At 52.0% G+C, this 20,595-nt stretch carries 17 protein-coding genes; 9 read left to right on the top strand and 8 right to left on the bottom strand.

Annotated features, from left to right (window positions below; genetic code table 11):
- Positions 1-29: 29 nt before the first annotated feature.
- Positions 30-1,421 (bottom strand): nitrogenase iron-molybdenum cofactor biosynthesis protein NifN, encoded by a 1,392-nt coding sequence (gene nifN / locus ACTNE6_RS15655; protein ID WP_442497406.1) that lies wholly within the window; start codon positions 1,419-1,421, stop codon positions 30-32.
- Positions 1,418-2,812 (bottom strand): nitrogenase iron-molybdenum cofactor biosynthesis protein NifE, encoded by a 1,395-nt coding sequence (nifE, locus tag ACTNE6_RS15650; RefSeq protein ID WP_442497405.1) that lies wholly within the window; start codon positions 2,810-2,812, stop codon positions 1,418-1,420. The genes nifN and nifE overlap by 4 nt, the downstream gene beginning before the upstream one ends.
- Positions 2,813-3,212: 400 nt before the next feature.
- On the opposite strand from nifE, the gene ACTNE6_RS15645 reads away from it, so the two are divergent.
- The 3 genes from ACTNE6_RS15645 to ACTNE6_RS15635 all read left to right on the top strand — a co-directional run bounded on the left by ACTNE6_RS15645 (position 3,213) and on the right by ACTNE6_RS15635 (position 5,641).
- Positions 3,213-4,343 (top strand): hypothetical protein, encoded by a 1,131-nt coding sequence (locus ACTNE6_RS15645; protein ID WP_442497404.1) that lies wholly within the window; start codon positions 3,213-3,215, stop codon positions 4,341-4,343.
- Between the two features lie 138 nt (positions 4,344-4,481).
- Positions 4,482-5,186, top strand: a complete 705-nt coding sequence (locus tag ACTNE6_RS15640; protein ID WP_442497403.1) for a hypothetical protein — start codon at positions 4,482-4,484, stop codon at positions 5,184-5,186.
- On the top strand, positions 5,186-5,641 hold the full coding sequence (locus ACTNE6_RS15635; protein ID WP_442497402.1) for a hypothetical protein: 456 nt from the start codon (positions 5,186-5,188) through the stop codon (positions 5,639-5,641). The genes ACTNE6_RS15640 and ACTNE6_RS15635 overlap by 1 nt, the downstream gene beginning before the upstream one ends.
- Before the next feature lie 257 nt (positions 5,642-5,898).
- Here the strand turns inward: ACTNE6_RS15635 and ACTNE6_RS15630 are convergent, their stop codons facing one another.
- Positions 5,899-6,429, bottom strand: a complete 531-nt coding sequence (locus tag ACTNE6_RS15630; RefSeq protein WP_442497401.1) for an REP-associated tyrosine transposase — start codon at positions 6,427-6,429, stop codon at positions 5,899-5,901.
- Positions 6,430-6,642: 213 nt separating this feature from the next.
- Positions 6,643-7,755, bottom strand: coding sequence for an alpha/beta hydrolase (locus ACTNE6_RS15625; protein ID WP_442497400.1), 1,113 nt, complete (start codon positions 7,753-7,755; stop codon positions 6,643-6,645).
- A gap of 782 nt (positions 7,756-8,537) precedes the next feature.
- Here ACTNE6_RS15625 and ACTNE6_RS15620 point away from each other — a divergent pair.
- From ACTNE6_RS15620 to ACTNE6_RS15610, 3 genes are all read left to right on the top strand, one after another.
- Positions 8,538-10,100: a hypothetical protein gene (locus ACTNE6_RS15620; protein WP_442497399.1), complete on the top strand. Its 1,563-nt coding sequence runs from the start codon at positions 8,538-8,540 to the stop codon at positions 10,098-10,100.
- A 249-nt stretch (positions 10,101-10,349) separates the two neighbouring features.
- Positions 10,350-11,312, top strand: coding sequence for a hypothetical protein (locus tag ACTNE6_RS15615; protein WP_442497398.1), 963 nt, complete (start codon positions 10,350-10,352; stop codon positions 11,310-11,312).
- A 16-nt stretch (positions 11,313-11,328) separates the two neighbouring features.
- On the top strand, positions 11,329-11,592 hold the full coding sequence (locus tag ACTNE6_RS15610; protein WP_442497397.1) for a hypothetical protein: 264 nt from the start codon (positions 11,329-11,331) through the stop codon (positions 11,590-11,592).
- A 131-nt stretch (positions 11,593-11,723) separates the two neighbouring features.
- Here the strand turns inward: ACTNE6_RS15610 and ACTNE6_RS15605 are convergent, their stop codons facing one another.
- Positions 11,724-12,884, bottom strand: a complete 1,161-nt coding sequence (locus tag ACTNE6_RS15605; RefSeq protein ID WP_442497396.1) for a YncE family protein — start codon at positions 12,882-12,884, stop codon at positions 11,724-11,726.
- A 766-nt stretch (positions 12,885-13,650) separates the two neighbouring features.
- Between ACTNE6_RS15605 and ACTNE6_RS15600 the strand changes: the two genes are divergently transcribed.
- From ACTNE6_RS15600 to ACTNE6_RS15590, 3 genes are all read left to right on the top strand, one after another.
- Positions 13,651-14,352, top strand: a complete 702-nt coding sequence (locus tag ACTNE6_RS15600; protein WP_442497395.1) for a M48 family metalloprotease — start codon at positions 13,651-13,653, stop codon at positions 14,350-14,352.
- Positions 14,353-14,492: 140 nt separating this feature from the next.
- Positions 14,493-16,487, top strand: a complete 1,995-nt coding sequence (locus ACTNE6_RS15595) for a M1 family metallopeptidase (protein ID WP_442497394.1) — start codon at positions 14,493-14,495, stop codon at positions 16,485-16,487.
- Between the two features lie 193 nt (positions 16,488-16,680).
- Positions 16,681-17,889, top strand: coding sequence for an MFS transporter (locus ACTNE6_RS15590; RefSeq protein WP_442497393.1), 1,209 nt, complete (start codon positions 16,681-16,683; stop codon positions 17,887-17,889).
- Between the two features lie 93 nt (positions 17,890-17,982).
- Here ACTNE6_RS15590 and ACTNE6_RS15585 read toward each other — a convergent pair whose 3' ends face one another.
- From ACTNE6_RS15585 to ACTNE6_RS15575, 3 genes are all read right to left on the bottom strand, one after another.
- Positions 17,983-18,603, bottom strand: coding sequence for a DUF1287 domain-containing protein (locus ACTNE6_RS15585; RefSeq protein WP_442497392.1), 621 nt, complete (start codon positions 18,601-18,603; stop codon positions 17,983-17,985).
- A 411-nt stretch (positions 18,604-19,014) separates the two neighbouring features.
- On the bottom strand, positions 19,015-19,959 hold the full coding sequence (locus ACTNE6_RS15580; protein ID WP_442497391.1) for a hypothetical protein: 945 nt from the start codon (positions 19,957-19,959) through the stop codon (positions 19,015-19,017).
- Between the two features lie 147 nt (positions 19,960-20,106).
- Positions 20,107-20,556, bottom strand: coding sequence for a regulator (locus tag ACTNE6_RS15575; RefSeq protein ID WP_442497390.1), 450 nt, complete (start codon positions 20,554-20,556; stop codon positions 20,107-20,109).
- Between the last annotated feature and the right edge of the window lie 39 nt (positions 20,557-20,595).

Genomic DNA, 20,595 nt, shown 5'->3' with positions numbered 1-20,595 from the left:
TTTACTTTGCACGACGTGCAGTCTTCTGCTTAATGACATGACGATGCGCTTGCTTCGTTGGCCGGTTTCTGCGCGTAAACCGAGCGGTAAACGGGGATTTCCTCGTGTGCGTGATTGATGACCAGGTTGGCCAGATCAAACAGCGTCTGCCGCGCGCCCTTGTAGCCTATCCAGGTTTTCTGGTAGCCGCCGATGATGTCGTAGAGCGGAAAGCCGGCTCTCAGGATCGGCGTACCGAGCCGCTCGGCGCTGTCGACGGCGTGCGAGTTGCCGATCACCAGCTGCGCGTTGTTGGCTTTGGCGATCAGCTCCATGTCTTCCAGATCGCCGATCTTGATGCTGGCGACCGGTATGCTGGCCAGCTGCGGCGTATTGCAGGACGTGACCGCGGCCACGACCTCGGCGCCCATTTCCTGCACCTGATCGACCAGCGCATGCAAAAGGTCCGCATCGGCCGCGATGGCGATGCGCAGCTGGCCGAGCATGAAATGCGTATCGAGCATGGCGTCCTGCAACTGCGAGCGCTGGCGCTCGATGCGTTCCGGCACGTCCAGGCCGCTGATTTCGGCCAGCGCCGAGATCAGGGCATCGTTGGCGTGCAGGCCGTAGAGATGGTCGAACCGGTAAGTCGGCACGCCGGTCTTTTCTTCCAGCAGGTCGGCCGCTTTCTGCAGCGAGGCACCGATCACGACCGTCGCCTTCGCGTGGCCTAATGTGGCCATTTCCGACAGCGGCGTGCCGCCGATCGTGACTGGGCTGAAATCGTCCTCGGTCAGGCAGCCGTCCAGCGAGTCGGACAGGTCCGGCACGAACACCGGGCGCAGCCGGAACTGCTCGAAGATGTCGCGCAGCGCTTCCAGATCGCCCGGCGTCAGCATGTAGCTGACCAGCACGTTTACCTGGCGCCGGCGCCAGCCCGGCAGCGTGCCGACCTCCTTGGCATCGGGCACCAGTGTGCGGATGATTTCGGTCAGCGTCGCCGCATAGCCGGTTTCGACACTGCCGGTAAAGTCGGGCGTGTTGACCGCGACCACGGCCACATCGTCGAACTCGGGATGGGCGGCCCTGAATTCGCGGACGTTGCGGTGCACGTCGGCGCCTTGCGTCTCGGCCAGGCCCGTGGTCAGGATGGTAATGAGGGCCGGGCGCGATTTCTCCGCGATGGTCTTGAGGCCAACCACCACGTTTTCGTCCGCGCCCAGCACCGAACTGCTTTGATCCATGGCCGTACTTTGCAGCGGAATCGGTTCGCGGAAATGGCGCACGAAGAACACCTTGGCGAACGCCGTGCAGCCTTGCGAGCCGTGCAGCATGGGCATGGCGCGGTTGAAGCCCAATGTCGCCAGCGAGCCGCCGATGGGCTGGCTGGCTTTCAGTGGGCTGACCGACAGCGCCTTGTTGCGTTTCAGGATCTCGGTCATGCCGCCACCTTCGCCTTCTTCCACGGCGCCGGCGCCCTGACCGACTCCCAGACGGGGCTTTCCATGGTCAAGGCCAGTTGCCGCACCAGTTCCAGCATGCCCTGATAGCCTTCGTAGCCGAATTCGCGTTCCTGATTGATGTCGAGAAACGGGATTTTCGCCTTCAGCGCCGTGTACATGTTGCGGCCGCCCGCGATCAGGATATCGGCCTTGTAATCGTGCACGATGCGGATCAGCTCCCTCGGGCTGCCGTCCTCGATCATCAGCGTATCCTCGCCCATCAGTTCACGGATGCGTGCCTTGTCTTCCTCGGTCGATTTCTTGGTGCCGGTCGCGACGACCACCATGCCCAGATCCTGCAGCGCCGAAATCACCGACCAGCTTTTGACGCCGCCGGTAAACAGCAGCACGCGCTTGCCTTTCAGGCGCTCCTTCCACGGCGCCAGCTCGGCGCGGATGCGCGTTTCCTCGCGCTCGATGAGCCGTTCCGTGCGTTCGGTCAGATCGGGATCGTTGATGGCCTTGGCGAAATCGCGCAGGGCTTGGCTGGTATCGGTAATGCCGTAGAAACTGCCTTCAAACCAGGGCGTGCCGTATTTTTCATTCAGTTTGCGCGCGACGTTGAGCATGGCCTTCGAGCACACCATCATATTGACCTCGGCCTTGTGCATGGTCTGCACTTCGCGAAAACGCGCATCGCCGGACAGCGTGCACAGAATGCGCAGACCCAGTTCATCAAACAATGGCAGGACATGCCAGAACTCGCCGGCGATGTTGTATTCGCCGACCAGATTCACGTCGTGGATCTTGATCTCCGCGCGCTGGACCGACAACGGCAGCGGGTCGGGATCGCGCGTGCCGATCACATACTTGAACATGGCGTCGCCCGCGATGCGGTTGCCCAGGTTCTTGGTACCGTAAAAGCCGGCGCTGTCGATCGGCACGACCGGCACGCCCCAGCGCTCCTCGGCCGACCGGCATACCGCCCCGATATCGTCGCCGATCAGCGCCGGCACGCAAGTGTTGTAAATGAACACGGCCGGCGGCTGGTAGGTTTCGACGGCCTGCTTGATCGCATGGAACAGCCGCTTCTCGGCGCGGCCCATGACGATATCCTGCTCGGTCAGGTCCGTGGTCATGCCGATGCGGTACAGGCTCGCCCCGGAAGAGCGCGTGCCGCGGTTGTCCCACGAACTGCCGGCGCAGGCGATAGGCCCATGCACGATATGCGCGACATCGGCGATCGGCAACAGCGCAATCTGCGCCCCGTCAAACGCGCACCCGCCCGCCGAAGCGCCGGGCTTGGGCTTGGCGCAGCCGGACTTCTCCTTCTTGTTGTGCTCGCAGGAGGGTTCGTCCAGTAGTTCGGCAATGTCTTTGGTTGATTTCATGGCTCTGACCGGTAGTTTTGTTTTACTTTGGGCAGAGCAATGATTGTGCCAGTTTGTGGGGGTGTTGATTTTGCTGGGGGTTGTGGGGGAGGGGATTGTAGGAAATGCTACAAATTGGGGGTTGCTGTAGGAAGGGGTGTAGGTAAGCCTGGCCGTTAAAAATGGTCTATATTGGATTTACGCTAAAGCATCAATTTGGTCATACAAAATGATGATCAAAACCAAAAATAATGATAGAGCGACCATCTGATTATCCTGAAACTATCTGTATGGACATTTGTTTATTATCCAATTTTGAGGAAGTGCTCCTAAAAGATTTTTAATAGCTGAGATTGAGAGAGTATAAAATATCCCGAAATGCATAAACCTTTGTTAGCCGCCACACTTTCAGATTCTGCCAATGGATATTGAAATAATCAGACGAATTTGCCTTGCTAGGCACCTGTACGAGCTTAGCCGTGAAAGTCTTAAATCAGCCAATGACCTCTATCTCTTTTCTGGAGTGAACCTATTGCAAGATGCCGTTGAAGCATTTCTTGTTGCGACAGCGGATTTTGTTGGGGCTTCTCTCGATGAAAAAACAAACTTCGATAAGTATTTTGTGTTAATCAACGAGAAGATAGCGCCAAAGGAATTATCCTTTAAGAATAGATTACTTCGATTGAATAAGATTCGAGTAAGCTCAAAGCATCATGGAATCCAGCCAGCGAGAGATGAATGTCAGAGGCTTTCTATTGCCGTCCGGGAATTCTTTGACGAAGTCAGTTCTTCGATTCTGGGGGTGAACTTTTCTACTGTCAGTGCTATTGATCTTATGCATACTGGCGAGACAAAAGACCTACTTTTAGCAGCCAAAGTGGCATTTGATAATAAAGATTACGCGGCTTGCGCAATTGATTGTCGAAAAGCGATTTATTTAGAGCTAGAGAATTCGTATGACATAGCGAGTTTCAAGGATGATGTAAAACCGCGAGGACTGTTGGGGCCGTTCAGTAAGGCGCCATTCTTTGCTAGAAGCAAGGATTATATCGAGCAGAAGGTCTTAGAGCCTACGGATTATATCGTCTACGACCATATCGATTTGGACCAGGAGTTGTTGAAGTACTCTATTGACAGTACCGCCTTTTGGAATGTCTGGCGACTCACTCCTGAAGTTTATCGGACCATGGACAAAGAATGGGTATTGAAGCACGACTTTGGTAAGCTCGATAAAGAAATACTGACTGATACTATCGAATACATCTTCAATACCACAGTGGATATCCTGCTAGCCGTTCACGCTAAGAAGGAGTCTATTAAAACTTCGTCGAACCAAAAATATTATCTTGAACTTGCTAAAGAGGAAGTGCCTGTTTATGAGAAGGCAGACAGAAAGTCGAAGATCGTCTGCCGTACGCCGAAGGACCTTATGAGGGTGGACTGTGATTTCTATATTACAGGACTGCAGGGAGATGGTCCGTATTGGCACGTGTATAACTTCGGAGGCTCAGGTTTCTTTATCGGGTTTATTCACAATGAGGACGTTCGGTAATACATCTACCAAATTTCTCAAATATGTTCCGGTCCGTTGGAATTCCACTGGATAGCCAGGTAGGGTACGCTACAAAGCTAGATGTGGGACTAAACAGCTAGACAATAACATTAGGATTTAACAAATTAGGGAGGTCAGATGAATCAAAATTATGACAGGGATATGCTGGAAGCGTCTCTTTCGCAAACAGAATCCACCGCTTTTAATTTTGCACAGAGATATATTAATGATGGTAAGGTGAGACAGAGCTATATAAGTCAAACTCGAAAACTATCTCAAGAATATCGTGCAAGAGTCTCAGCAGGAAGCATTTCTGCTGAAGATGCCGCCAAGGAAGTCCAATCTATTCGCAATGAAATATTGGAAGCACAACGATTGCGTTCAAGTGATATTGGTAGGGCTAAAGCTATTAGTTTAAAGAAGACAGGACTGACTTTAGATGACCTGACGACCAAATATGCTAAAGAAAAATTTAAGAAGCCTTTTACTGATTTGCCTGTGCATCAGAAAAATTTGGTGTATTCAGAAATTATTGATAGTTCTGGACGCCCCAGACCCTCCGTAAATGCAGCTGCTAGGAGATATTCAGCTTTAGGTCGTGGTTTATTGGTAGTAACTATTGGAATCGCCATATATAACATTACTACAGCGGACAATAAAGCAAGAGCAACGGTTAGAGAAGGGGCGATAATTGGAGGAGGTTTCGCTGGAGGAGCTGCAGGTGGTGCAGTTGCAGGGTTAGCTTGCGGACCTGGAGCACCAGTCTGTGTTACGGTTGGTGTTTTTGTTGGGGGCGCATTAGGTGCGCTTGGCGCTGATCTATCTTTCGGTTGGTATCTTTAATGAGCATTATAGAGTCTGCCATTTTCCAGGAAGTGAGTACTGAGGAGCCAGAGAATAAGCCTCCAAGAATAATGCTCTGCCATTCTCAGACAAACAAAGTTATTGAAACCGTAGGAGCAGTGCTCGAAGCGCAATTTATGGATGGTGACAATCATCTGCTTTTTATTTCAGAGGGAATACCCTATGAAGAATCCCTTCATATTTTGTTGATTAGTTCTGATTTGATAATCAAAGACTCTATAGAGCTATCTGCAGCATATACGCCCGGAATGCTAAGGAACATTCGTATTGTCCAGCCGAACAAAATTCAGTTTTCATTTTTTAACCCTGAGGAAATATGGGTATTAGAACTTCTTGAAAAGCCCTATACACAACTATGGGGAAACAGATTTCCAGTAAAAAGAAAATCACCTTTTCTACATACAACCTGGCTGGCACTGAGGAAAGCGCGATAGACTGGATTGATAGCACGGTAGGCTGGGTTGTTAAACCCAGCATTCGAAGCCGTCCAGGCCGGGTTTCCGCTAAAGCTCCAACCCAGCCTACATAAGCTTATTCCCACGAATGTCTAAGGAGGCTGCCAATATTTCATAGCCAAGCGCCTGCGCCCCTTTAATGGACATGCTTATGCCAGCGCGGTAGGCTGGGTTGGTAAACCCAGCATTTCAATGCCACCCATGCTGGGTTTCCGCTAAACTCCAGTTACATAAGCTTATTCCCATGAATAGTCCTGGATATCTGGGGAGGCGGCCCAGTTTTCGGGGTACATGCCGCGCTGGACCCATTGCCGGAACGATGAATATGGCCAGTCTTTGGCTGCCTGAACGTAGCCGTGTTTGACAGGGTTGTAATGAATGTAATCCAGGTGGTTGTGGTAATCCCGCTCGCTGCGGATGCAATGCTCCCAATAGCGGCGCTGCCAGACGCCTCTTTCGCCTTTTCGCTTTCGACTGGCGGAAACGGCTTCACCAGCGGTCTGGCTCATTGAAAACCGCGCCTTGATCAAACGCCAACGCGTAGGAAAATCGTCATCGCCGGGCGGCAGGGTCCAGATGCAATGCAGATGCTCAGGCAGGATGACGATGGCGTCGATAGTGAAGGGATGGTCGTCGCGCGTTCGCCGGAAGGCGGCGCGCAAGTGGTTGATATGCTGGGTCAGTCGATCATTTTCCAGGCGCTCAGCAAGATTCACGGTAAAGAAATACTGTGCACCGGTTAGTCGGACTCGTTTATAGATTCGCATCTGCAAAGCTTAGATGAATTACCTTGGTTGTGCTATTTCAGTGTTTATGCTGGGTTTCCGCTAAAGCTCCAACCTAGCCTACCGCACTATTTCCGTAACCCAAAATTGCAAGCCAGGCTGAGTTGGGCACGAAACAGCATGTGCCCAACCTACAGTCTATGTGGACTGGACGCATATCCTGTCCGGCGAAGCAGGCGCCCGGTACAACCGGATTCAGGGTGTGCCGCAAGGTTGTGGCGCGGCGCCTGCGGTGCTGCCGACGGTCCGGTCAGCCCAGGACAGCATTTGGCTGTAGGCTGCATTCGCGTTGGTGTGCAAGTTGAGGTCATGGCCCGAATCGCTGATTACGGCCATATCGACGCACGCTTCGGCACTGTAGAAGGCCTTCTCGTAGTTCTGCACTGCGGCTTTATCGGAACAGTTCACGAGGTTGCCGCAGAAGACGTAGTCGAACTCACCGATGACAACTTGCACCGGTCCTTTGATCTGGAAAGAGATTGGATCGGAAACCATCGCTAGTCCTGTGCCGAGCTCACCGACGGTCACGGTTTGTTTGAGCGCTTCGTCGAGCGCGAGCACCTCGGGGTTGGCATTCGGCAGGTAATAGAATAGATCGCCGCGGGTGCCCGGCATGGTGGTCAGGTAGTCGGAATTCGGGAACTGTCCGGCGAATTTCTCATCGAGCGTGGCCGGATAGATGGCTGGCGCGAACGTGGAGTTGATAAAGGAGTCGCTGAGATCATGCAGAAAACCGGTCAGAATGATGCCGTCAGCCTCGCCCGGAAAGCTGCCGGCGTAATTAACGGCGGTGAAAGAACCCATCGAATGACCGACGACCATGACCTTTTCGAAACGCTGCGAGGCGACTTCGCCAGCGCGCAGGGCTTCAACTACCTGATGGACGACGAACGCATTGGCATCGATGTCGACGCGGTTGCCATCGGGATGGGCGCTGGCGCCATAGCCGATGCGGTCGAGATTGAAAGTGGCATATCCGCGCTTGGTGGCTGCGCGAACGTACGAATAATGCTCGGTCTGGTACGGGAAGTCCCAATAGTACCGGGCGTAAGTGGAACCGTGCAGCAGAATCTGGACGGTTTTGCCTGCGGCCGGTCCCTGCGAGCATAGCGTTCCTGCCAGCTGGAATGTCTCGGTCTCGCCGGGAGCCAGAGTAACATTCAGGGTATGGTCACTGCATTTCGGCATGGTTTCGGCTGCTGCCGGCTGAGCCGTTGCGAACACGCCCGCTGCCGTCATCAGTATGGCTATGATCAGGCTCTCGCGGTTCGCCAGTCGGCCGGTCGTTTGTTTGTCATGGTGTTTCATAGAACATTCTCGCTAAATACGTTAATTGCATGGGATTGAGCTACCTATACTCAGTGCAGCGCCATCTGATACATCTTGTAGATAGGATTGCGTAGAAAGGCAGCACAGCCGCCCATGAACAGGTTTTCACCATCGAATTTCCGGTTCATTTAAACCCGCGACAGACCTGTTTGATATGCTTGGGTTTGAGCCGCAATGGCACGGGCAACCGGGCTCAGCGCTAAGTACGGGCCAGTCGGTGAAGTCCATGGGTGTTGCTCTCAATGGCATTCCTAGCCTGGAAATAGCAGCTCTTAGCCGGAGTTGATATCAAGCCGTGATAATGCTTAGCTTGAGCTTGAGATTTTAGGTAAGCAAAACAACATATTCAAGCGCTATGTGCAAATCTGGCGTATAGAGAATCAAGCGGCATCCTGTTGCCGATCCCCGGTTTGCTTGATGCCGTTAATGAATTTCACGCCGGTGATAACATCAGCTAACTGTTGGTCGCCTCTTAGCGTCTAGAGTGGGTTGGCAAACCCGGCATTTCAGAATCGCCCATGCCGGGTTGAAAATAAGCGGCTACACGGAATTATTTACCCCCTCGTCCTATCTATAAAATCTGTAAAGTTGGCGGACTCGATCGACCAGATCCAGCAAAGCAAGATATTATTTTTTACGATAAACAATGATTGGGGAGACGAGCAACAGCAATCTTAAAGCATAACTGGAACTGTAGCCGCATTGAATCCTGGGAAAGAGTAATTCATCAAGGATGCCTTTCATTTAGGAGGAAAGCCAAAATGACTAATTATCGAAAGATTCCGGTTTATTTGCTGTTTGTAACTGCTGTCCTGTTTGCGGCGGGAGCGATTGCCAGAGGCGGCAGTATTACGCCGGAAAACAAGGTTCCTAAGAGTGTTGAAAGCAAGGCACGGCATCTAATGCACGTCCTAAAGAAGCAGGGTTTCGAGGTCAGCCGCGGCTATTTCAAGCTCTACACAGTCGATGATTGTGACTACACCTTTGACAAAATTGGAAGTTGCTACGGCAATAATCCTGCCGCCCCTTATGCAACCTTTGCGGTGCCGCCTTGGCCGGAGGAATTTATCGATCCCGTATTCAATAATATGTGGGGACCCTCTCAAGCGGGTTACAACGATATCTACCGCCTCGATCCGCGTGAAGCGATCATAATTCTCGGGCAGTTGCCTCCGCCGGGCGCTTTTTTTTCCGAACAGACATGGATTTTTACGCGGGAAGGGGCTTACGATAAGGACAGCCAGCGGTATAAGGATATTGAAAAGTATATGCCTGAATTCCTGTCGATTTTTTTCGCGAATGTGCCTGATCATCCGGAACGCATTCAGGTTTTATCCAGCCTGAGCAATCCCAACAACAATGTGGTCATCGAAAGACAATCCGGCGCAGCTTTCGACCAGATCCGCTATTTCATCATCACCCCGGACCAGGTCATGGACCAGGAGGTCCGGAAGGCCTTCAGCCGTGTCTCGGTGGAAGATAAGGACGTTTTTACCGAGCCGATCCCATCCGACATGAAGGTCGGTCTCGATCAAGGCGCGGATGACTTTACCCACCTTATGCGCTATGTCAAACCTGATGACGGAGGGGCGCCTGGCACGCGCTCGGATATCTGGAGAAAAGATCTGCCTCTGGTTGTACTTCGCGTCAGGGACAAACATTCCGATCGGGAGCCTCAACCGTACCCTCCGGTCCAGCTCGAAGCCAGAACAGCACAGGATGAGCTCTATCTCAAACCCGACCTGTTGAATCTGGTGAAAGCGGTCAGTGAGCGATGGGAGCAGCCTTGTGCCACTGCCGATTGTTCGGACCGGGCCGGGAGCTTCACAATGCTGCAGGAGTTCCCCACTTATATGGTGGGGCCGCTCTGCCTCTCGATTGGGCAGAACTGCCTTCTCGACACCTTGGACACTGCCTATCAGCTCTTCGGCCCCATGCCGCTCGACAACGGAGAGATCTATGCCGTTGCAGGCACGCTCGGAACGGAAACCGGCAATGCAACATACGTGGGCTTCGGCATCAATCAGCGATCACGCCTTGTAGGGGTCGCCAATCTGTTCAATGATGACCTGAGAGGCACTGCGAACGGATATGCGGGAAAAGCAAGCAATACCGGCAAATTCTATCTTTACTACTTCACGCGGGACTGTTCCGGCCTGGAAGACCTCACGGACGGCCACTGCTTTCCGCTCTCGGAGCAGATAATTCCGGCGGGCGATCAATTCATAGCCACTATACGCGATTACATTAAGCCGGGCACGCAACGAGGACCCGATTCAGCGCACGTTTTGCCTTCGATGGTGCTCAAACTACAGAGGCCGTGAAGGAGGTCAGGAAGCGGAACGATTGCGGAACGGTATACGACGTCCCCGCGCCGCTTTGGGGACGTATTCAATGCCAACAATTCTTGATTTTCAAAAGGTACTCGATGCGTATGCTACATAGCTACAAAGCCCGGTAGGTTTGGTTGGTAAGCCCGGCATTTCGAAGTCCAATGCCGGGTTTCTGTTAAATTTTCAACTCAGCCTATATACTAATGTGATTAATCAAAAATATAAGAAGGGATTGAAAATATGCTGATTGTAGCCAAGGTAGCCAGTTGGTCTTTTGAGAAACGGCTTGAAGAAACTTTTACCAGAACACTTCCCAAGTTAGGTCCTGAAGCCCGTGCCCAACTTCAAGCGGTAATCAACCCGACATCGCTTGCCATAATCTCGGGTGTTCTGATCGCATGGGTAGTGTCTCATGCTGTGGGAATCGGCGAGATAATTGACATAGTTATTCTGGCGTTAGGGATAACTGCGATTGGATTCGCTGTCTTTACGGGACTGGATTATCTTTATGACTTTGCAGCGGGCGTTTATCAAGCCAAAACTATACATGATATCGATAAGGCGGCAGACGACTTGGCAAAGGCGATCGGTATCCTTGGCATTCAGGCGGTGCTGGCAATATTGTTTCGAGGGGCAAAATCCCCGCGCACTGGCAAAGGGGGGCGCATTCCACGAAAATTGCTTGGTGCACCTCCGCCGAAAACACCAGGTATTCGGTATAAACCAACTGTAAGAGAAAGTCTTAGCCTCCCTGCAGGAGAAGGTAGAACTAGTTTGTGGGGCGATATCGCTGTCTCAACTCATAGCTCTGCTAATGGCCGTGCAGTGATTCTTCTACATGAACGTGTTCATCAGTTCCTTGTACCTAAGCTCTACGTTTTACGTGAATATAGAGTAAGTAATCGCGCCGCTTCCTATCTTCGCTCATCCCTGTATCGCTACATTGAAGAAGCTCTGGCTGAAACAGTGGCGCAGGTTGGAGTTTATGGTATCCGGCAGTTTCTCACCGGAATACGATTTCCAATTCAAAATGGTTATATGTTTTTAACCCAAGGAGGAGGCCATTATCCATATTTCACCGGAAGTGGCGTCATCATTGAAGCAGCCGGCCTGCTTTTTAACGGAATGGTATCTGGAATTGCGTTTGAACTACGGTTTCAACCTGCGAATGTTCCTGTTCGGGAAATTCCTGCCCAAAAATAGCATGAGGTAAGTAAACATGTTTCACATATTTGGCAGGTGGCTGAGTAAGAAAAAAAAGAGCCCCAAGACCCGGCTATCTGAAGACGAGGTAATTGTCATTGCACGAAAAGCAGCCTCTGATTATGAGAGTTGTGAATACCTCGGTCTTGTAACGTTAGAGGAAAATGCCGGTGCTTTAATATGGACAGTAGGGTCAGCCACAATTGGAAGCGCACTCGTAGTATGGATAGATGACGCTAGCGGCGAAGTGCTCGAAATAAAACAACTTGGAGTTCGCTGAGTGCGGTAGGCTGGACTGCTAAACCCAGCTTTGGGAGCCAGGTAGGGTACGTATCACGTACCATTTTCAAAGTTTTTCGATGAACCAAACTTCAAAAGGTGCGCGATACGTATCTACAGAGCTGCGGTTCTTTATTGGACATGTTTATGCCAGCTCGGCATGGCGATGATGCAGTTCGGCGTCAGCCCGGCCTTTTTCAGGACGTCAATCGTCGCGACCACTTTATTTCGAGTCATGTCGATGACGCTGACAGAGCCATCGTCCATCTCCGGAAGATTGATGAAGCTGTTTTGGACGAAGGCGTAGCGGTTATCAGGTGAAAAGACGAAGTGGTGAGCGCCTCCTGCGGTCGGAATGGTCGCAAGGAGCTTCGGCTCGTAAGGCTCGGTGATGTCGAAGATGTTGAAAGCGCCCGGCTTGGCCGTCGTGACGAAAAGGCGGTCGCCTTTGTCATTGAAGCCCATTTCCAGCGGCAGACTTTGGCCGGTGCCGACAAAATCGAATACCTGATGAAAACCGAAATCCCTGGACTGAGGACGCCAGGTCGCGGTCCAGAGCGTACCGCCGTACATATTGTCGATGTAGGCCATCGGAGGATTTTGACCCGGCGCAAAGAGAATTTCAACGGGCGCTTCTCCCGAAGGAGACGGCTTGGTCGAGAGTTTGTGCGTCGAAAGAATTTTCTGTGTCGATGCCTCAATGATCGTAACGGTCTCGCCAGCGTCTTTTGGGTCGTTCGGGTTTACCGTGCTGGTGACGAATAGCCGGTCCAGCTCGCCGTTCAACATGATGCCGTGCGGATATTTGATGAATTTATCGGTGGAGTCGCCGCTGTCGACGGTTGCTATGGGTTTGTCGGTCTGGGCGTCACCCACGATAATGTTGCTGGAGCCCATGCAGCTCAGGAACCAGCGCTTCTTATCGGCCGAGAAGGTGAGGTCCTCTCCGACCTTGCAGTCTGGAACCGGCACGATCGTTTTCGAATCGGGAAATTTCGCTACGTCATAGATGTAGAGCTCGGAGTGTCCGAGCGAAGTGACATAAGCCTTGGTCATATCCCTGTTGTAAAAGATATGGTGCGCCACGAAATCCGGGGGCAGCGGGGTATCTTTGATAATCTTGTTAAAGTTCGGCGAATTCGGGTCGACGTCTATGACGGCAATGCCTTCGTGCCGGTTTGGCCGGCCAACCTTGCTCTCGTAATTGAGCAGCGCCAACAATTCCGCGCTTGCGGTGACGGGGACACTTAGCGCCATTGCGCATAGAGTAAATATCTTAAAGGCGTGGTTCATAGATTTTTCTCCAGTGTTCTATCCGGTTAGCGGGCAGGCTGGGGTTGCTAAACCCGGCATTTCGAAGCCGTCCTGAAATTTAGCAAGCTATCAAATTGACATATTGCGCGGGATTTCGTTTCCCTTTCATCGTATTCGTTAATACATAAATGCGTGCAAATTTTGATGGCGCGATCCTTTGCCGGGAATGGGGCACAAAAAATATTTCCAATCTGCAGTTGAAAATTAGCTTCCCCGATACTATATCTTTTACATGATCAAGCAGAATTGCATTAATCATTGCTCTCCTTAGACCTATCTATTGAGCCCCTTAACCGGGGCTTTTTTTTGCCTTTTACAGTGATGGCAATTATGTGCGGCAGAAGCTGCACAATCAGGGACACCGCGCAGAGCCCATTTTCGGAAAAAAGTGAGATAGGGTGCGATTGCTTTTTTTGGAAAAGGCTGAGTGTCGTCAAAGAGCCTTCCCCATGATAGAATCCGTTAGGGTGCCTGATGTGCTATCTTGTTAAGAGGCTGCAGGCCACCTCGTTTAGCTTCTTCTGAAGAGCTATTGGCGTGGCGCTCATTAACTCAAAGGGTTAAACAAGGATCGCCCGTTTTTTATAAATAATTGAGTTTAGTCTGAAAGCAATGTTAATTGCTTGATATTCAGAATCGATCAATGGAATAAACAAGGAAAATAAAAATGAATCGAGTCATTGGAATAGCTGGAACATGCTTGTTATTAACTGCCTGTGGGGGGCAAGGCTTACCCGGAGTCCAAGTGGGCAACATCGGCGGCGTTAATGTCGATGCCGCCATGGGGGCAGTGTCCGATCTGGGGAAGGCTGCAACTTTGACGGATGAAGAAGTGAAAGAATCTTCCCGGCAAATGCGGTTATATGAAGAACAATCCAAGGAAACAGTCGCGCCTGCATCGAGCGAGTATGCTCAGCGGCTCGCCAAGTTGACCGATAAATTCCGCAAGTATGATGGCCTGGATATCAACTTCAAGGCTTATCTCAGCGACAGCGTTAATGCCAATGCGACGGCAGACGGCTCGGTGCGTGTCTACAGTGCGCTGATGGATTTGATGACTGACGAAGAGTTGCTGTTTGTTATTGGTCATGAAATAGGTCATGTCAAAAACGGCCATGCCGGAAAAGAAATGCGTACTGCCCTGGCTCTAAGCGCTGCCCGTAAAGGCGCGGCCGCGAGCGGAACAGCCGTCGGCTCTCTTGTCTCCTCTGAGTTGGGCGGGTTGTTGGAATCCGTCCTGAACGCCCAGTACTCCCAAAGCCAGGAAACGGATTCCGACGACTACGGGTTGCAGTTCATGCGTAAAACAGGCGGCGATCTGAGAGCCGCAGAGAGTGCGCTGCGCAAGCTGGCCGAATTGAGCGGAGGTCAGCATTCCATTCTGTCTTCTCATCCTGAACCCGGCCAGCGTGCCGATCGTATGGCGCAGCTTGCCAAGCAGGAGTAGATGTAATAGCACTGTACGCTGGGTTGCTAAACCCAGCGTTTCGGAGCCGCCAAAGCCGGGCTTCCGCTAAGGCTCCAGCCCAGCCTACACATTTTTGTAGGCTTCCTAATGTCCGTTTCAAAGTTGCCGGCGAAGCAGATATGAACAGATTCTCAATTCTTTGTTGCGTAATGCTTGCTTGTACGGCCTTTTCGTCTCTGGCAGCCGTGCCGGAGCTCGATCTTTCGGTAAGAATTAATCCGGACATAAATGAGTTCTCTGCCGAGGCCGAGCTTAAATTAGAGGCAATTGAAAAGTATGTATTCGGGCTTGCCCCCGGATTGGCGCTTGATTCCGCCGAAGCGGATGAGGTTGCGGTGCTTGCCCGCAACATCGGGAGTGCCAATCAGCCGCGCTTTGAGCTTACGCTGCCCAAGCAATTTTCGGCGCATAAATTGAAGATCCGCTATCACGGACGCCTCTTGAAATTGAATCCAGAGGAGCATCGAGAGACCTTTGCACCTTTGCCGCCCATGGCTTCCAAAGAAGGCAGTTATTTGCCGGCCGGGAGTGGTTGGTACCCGGAGCCGGGAGCGTTTTTCAGTTATAAGCTTGCCGTCCAGACTCCTGCAGGCCAGATAGCGGTGGCGCCCGGCACCCCAAGCCGCGAGGAGTTAAAGGGAGATAGCCGCACAGCTCTATTCACCATGGATCATCCGGTTGAAGGCATCGATCTCATGATCGGGCCTTACGTTCTGAAAGAGCGTGTCATTTCGACCGATACCGCTCCTATTGCTTTGCGAACCTATTTTCATCCCGATATCGCCGAACTCGCGGACGGTTATCTTGATGCGTCAAAGAACTATCTGCAGCGTTATGCAAGCCAGATCGGCGCGTATCCCTATAGCCATTTCAGCATCGTTTCCAGTCCATTGCCGACAGGGCTTGGCATGCAGTCACTGACTTATCTCGGGCGCGATGTGCTCAAACTGCCGTTCATCAAGGCGACTTCGCTGGGCCATGAGGTTCTGCATAACTGGTGGGGCAATGGCGTGTTCGTCGATCCTGTCGATGGCAACTGGTCGGAAGGCCTTACGACTTTCATGGCCGACTATGCCTTTAAAGAAGATGAAGGCCCTGAAGCGGCGAAGGAGATGCGCTACGGCTGGCTGCGGGACAGACAGGCGATCCCGCCCGGTGAAGAGCGGCCGTTGTCCGCCTTTCAATCCCGGCATCATGTCGCCTCGGCAAATGTCGGCTACGGTAAGGCGGCCATGCTGTTTCTTGCTCTGCGGGACCAGATCGGCCGAGAGAGCTTTTATGCGGCCCTGCGTCAATTCTGGCTTCAGCATCGGTTCAAAGCCGCCGGTTTTAAGGACCTGAGGCAGGCGTTTGAAAAGAGTTCGGGCAAAGATCTGTCAGATTTCTTTGCGCAGTGGCTTGAGCAGATCGGCGCCTCTATGTATTCATTGGACTCGGCGTTTTTTGACGGGAAAGCATTGCATCTAGCTATCGGCCAGACGCTGCCGGGTAATGAAATGCACCTTCCGGTGCGGGTGTATTCCGCCGGATCGCATGAAGACTTTTTTCTGGACCACAGCGGTCAGGAGTTTAAGGCGACCCTGGCGTCTAAGGCAGAGCCGCTCTCGCTGTCAATCGATCCTGGATTCACGGTTTGGCGCGCCCTCGCCCCGGAAGAATCCCCGCCTATCCTCCGGGATGTTGTTGCAAGCAGGCATCTGGCCTTGCTGGCCCTGAACGATAAGCTGGCGACGGCCGCGCTGTCATTTACAAAAGTCTTCGCCGAAGGTGAGGTAGAAAAAGTATCGGAACAGCAGGCAACGCAGGACAAGTTTGTCATCGTTTTGGGCGGGTCACAGGAAGTCGATGCTTGGCTGTCGCGCAGCAAACTGCCTCCACGGCCAGCCGTTGTTTCCGGAGGCGATATTCAGGTGTGGATGATCAACCATCCTTCCAGGCATGTTCTCGCGGTTTCAGTTCATGATCAGGATGAAAAAGCTCGCTCTTCGCTTGAGATTGCCGGCGAACGGCTGCCCCATCTCGCACGCTATTCCTGGCTAACCTTTGAGCAAGGGCAAACCAGGCTTCGAGGGACCTGGCCGGCAGAGCCGCCGCGCTATTTGATTAAAAGATAACGGCGCACAAAGTTTGTCAGGCAGCGCTATCCGGATGAGATTGAAGTAGCGCATAGGATGCGAAAAAGACAGCTGATAGAATGTGCCGGCTTGCAAGCGGTTTATGCCTTAAGCACGACAGCTTGCCTGTAAGATAAGTGTGACTTGAACCCATTCAATATTTGCGACAGAACCCCAAAACGCCGTGAAAACCATGCATTCGACTCTAAAACACGCCTATACCCCCTACGATAGCTGGCGCTCAATTTCAATTTCCTTATACATGACGCTGGTGGGGTATGGCGTCCAGGTTGCCATTCCTGTTATCAGCACTGCCCGGGTGCATTTACTCGGTTTTTCTGAAGTTGAAGTGGGATGGCTTGCAAGCGCCGACCTCGGAGGATTGGCGGCTGGCGCGGCGCTTGCCTCGTTTTTCATGGCGAACGCAAACCGGCGCGTTCTGGCTTTAATCGGTGCGGTTTTCGCGATCTTGGCCAATTTATTGTGTACGCGCTACACGCATTTCGAGCCGGTGCTTTATTTGAGAATCCTGGCCGGCATCGGCAGCGGCCTATACACCTCGGTCGCAGTCGCCAATCTGGGCGCTACATCAAAGCCGGCTCGCGCTTATAACATGATGCTGTTCGCATTTGCCTTTTCCCAGGCGCTGGAACTCCAGATTTTGCCGCAATTATCCATGAACGGGATTCACTACGTATTTGTAGGTGGATTTATGGCGGGGCTTTTAGGCTTGCGGTGGATTCCTGCTCATGCAGAAGACAAACCCTTGGATGTCGAAGTGGATGTCGAGGAAAGCAGCGGCCGCCATCATTCCGAGCATCGTCATGTCCCTGCCTACATCGTCTGGCTTTGCCTGGCCGCGATCTTCCTTACTTATATCAACATCGGAGGCTACTGGACCTATATTGAACTGGCGGCCCGCGATGCTGCGATAGCCGACGAACTCATCAGCAGATTATTGGTATGGGGTTCATTGTGCAGTGTAGCCGGCTGTCTGCTGGCTACCTTGATAAGCAACCGTTTTGGACTTGCCCGTCCTTTGCTGCTGGCGCTTCTGGCAATGACCACAATCGTGGGCATGCTGTACGAAGGCATCGATACGCCCAAACTGATCATAAGCATGCTCTCATTCAATCTCTTGTGGATCTTCATTGACGTTTATCAGATGGCTTTTGTCGCCAATGCCGATCATTCAGGCGCTTTTGCCTCCTTGATACCGTGCGCTCAAGGTTTGGGACAGATCGTCGGCCCAAACGTCGCCGCATCCATTCTTGGCAACTCCTTAGGCTACGGCAATGTGTTTTTGATGTGTGCGTTATTTGCGCTTTTAGGCGTATTAACGTACCTGACAGTGTATTTAAGACTTCGCCGTATCCTTCCTGCCTTGGCTGATGCATCCTGATTGCCGGAATGGGGAAATCGGATTTAGCCAGCGAGGATAGGGGGGCGCAGCGTGATCTTGGTTCAATACCGGCGATTTCCGATTTTTAAAAAATTACCGTCTCGCCTGCAGCGAGTTGCCGCGTTTATCCGGCAAATAGCGATAGTGTCCAGTAATAGGATAGGCAAACAGGACATCTTCCAACCGCGGCCCCTGCCCAATGTTGTGTACCACAAGCGGCCGTTTTGCAGCTATAGCCATTTCACCCGTGACGATCCCGATATGAGGCAGATTCCCCGGAAGCATCCAGGTAACGATATCCCCTGGCTTATAAGTCTCCGCCTTGTCTGAGACAGGCAGTGTTTGTCCGTGACGCTTGAAAAAAGCCTGCAGATTTGGAACTCGGCGATGGTCGATGTTCGGATCTGGCCGCGTCAGGCCCCATAATCTCTTCGAGGGGTAAGCGCTGAAATTCGCAACCATGTCCTTATGTACGAGAACTTGCAGATCAATCCCCAGCTTGCGATAGCTCCGGATGACTTCATCTGTGCAGACGCCGATTCCTTCGGGAACATCGCCCCCGGGGTACGGTATCCGAAAGTACCGGCCGTCATAAACCACTTTGTGCGCGGTTCTCTCAATTGCGGCAGCCGCAAGCTGGCCCGGTGCAATTTCTGCAAAGACATTTGATGGGAAGCATAGCGCTATAAGAACCCATTTCGCAGTACGTTTCATAGTTGTGAATGTCATCATGATGTAAATCGAAGGGCCTTCTCATTTTCCTCGCCACAGCCGTTTTCAATATGACAAAGCGAATGACAAGTCCCGTCCATGGGAAAGGTCAGGGCGCAGCCGGCGATCTCAAAAGATCATAAACAGTTAACGCCAGCATTTATCGGGAAAGACGAACGCGTGTTATCGCCGCCTAACTCGATAAATGCGCAAACCGCAGGATGCTGCCGACGTAAGGCCTGTCCTGAGCGCAGCCGAAAGGAACGCGGTCGGAGGGCGGCGCATCGGCCGCATTGGATGCGCTTCCTTACGTTCAGCATATCGAGTCGGGCCCCCGGATGAGCATTGGGCCGGAAAGGCCCTTCGCCTCTGGGTTTTGTCGCTCGATTGCCGGCATGAGGCGAAAAGCTTCGCTTAACCTTCCTGAAGAAGCTCTGCAAAAGGTACGAATGCATCACTGTGATGCTGGCTGCAGGCAACAAATCGGTACTTTTGACGATCGATGGTTATATCGAGCGTTTCCAGGTTGGTTTTGCGTCTGCATTGCGTGCTTTTCGAAGTGGCCGACTGGCATTGCGTGGCGTCCTTAGCCAGATCAATGACTTTGTCCGATTTTTTGGCGGCGGACGTTGATTTTTTTTCAGGTGCCTGTTCCGGTTGAGCTTTCTTCTCTTCGACAACAGATTTCTGCTCTGTTACCTTGGCCTTGGCTTCTTGTTGGACCGCTTCCGGTTGAGGCTTGTCGGATGGCGCGCTTTGCTGTCTAGACAGATATTTCTCTACACCCGTCGGCTTCTGCGTATTTGCTGGTTCCGCGGTTTCTGTTTTATTGCCGCCAAGAGTGGTTGTTATTTCTTCCACTCTGGACAGATATTTCTCTACACCTGTCGGCTGCTTCGGCGTATTTGCGGATTCTGTCTTGTCGTCGCCAGGGGCGGCTGCCGTTTCTTGTTCCAGTTTGGCCAGATACCTTGCCACACCTGTCATCTTGGCAAGTGCGGCTGCCTCTGCTGCCGCTTTTTCCTGATCTTCCTGCTGCATTTTTGCCAAGTATCTTGCAACGCCGGTCACTTTGGCGGTTTCAGCAGCTGCTTCCTGCTGCAGTTTAGCCAGGTATCTGGCGACACCCGTCGAGCCGTCTTCCGGAATTTTCGGCTGCTGTTCATTTCTGTAGGCCGATGGGCTGTATTGACCATGCGCCCCGGACGTTTTTAGGCCTACCATTTCAAGCAATTGATCTATGAAACTCTTTGCCATGTTAAGCTCCTCTTTATTATATTTTTGTGGTATTGGTTTATGTTTAGTTGGATATTTCAAACCCTTGTATTTGGAAAAGAAATATGGGCCGGGGGTAAGCATAGCCCAATCGGAGCACTGAGGTAAACGTTATTGATTTATGTCGATGAAATCGTACCGAGGAACTTGCTTGAGATAAGTAGAGATGGGGGCGATAAACCCGGCATTTAGAACTGTTCATGCCGGGGTTGTCAGTCAGACACGGGCTGTTTATGTGCTTACAGCCTGACTGTTGGCCACTTCATATAAACCGATAAAATCCTGCATGCCCAATGCCGCAATGCTGTTTTCTTCGTCATCGAGAATTTCATACATTACGCCTTCGGTTCCACGGATGCTGAACAGCACAATTGCCCCTTCATCGCCGCCGCATTCTCTGTGAGGCACCGGGTCAGGCTGGCTGACAGTATAGCTGCCGACGGTGCGGATGGCTTTTAATTCGCCATTGGCATAATAAAGCCGATGTTCGCCGTGAATCACAAAAAGGTGATTTAACGCGCAATGCCGGTGCAGGACTATCGGGTTATGAGGTTCAAATTTGAAAATGACGTCGACAGTTTTGTTGTCTTTATCGATATTCAGAATCGAGTAATGAAAATTCTCAAATTCGCCGAGTTGCTGCCACGCGATGTTTTTGTCATTAAAAAGGTAGTTGCTCATAGCGGTTCTCCTTATTTGAAGTGCAATCCTCACCCCGGC

This window comes from Methylobacter sp. sgz302048, assembly GCF_052162025.1.
Taxonomy (GTDB): Bacteria; Pseudomonadota; Gammaproteobacteria; order Methylococcales; family Methylomonadaceae; genus Methylobacter.
The sequence above is the reverse complement of the archived record's forward strand: the minus strand, read 5'-3'. Positions and strand labels throughout refer to the sequence as shown.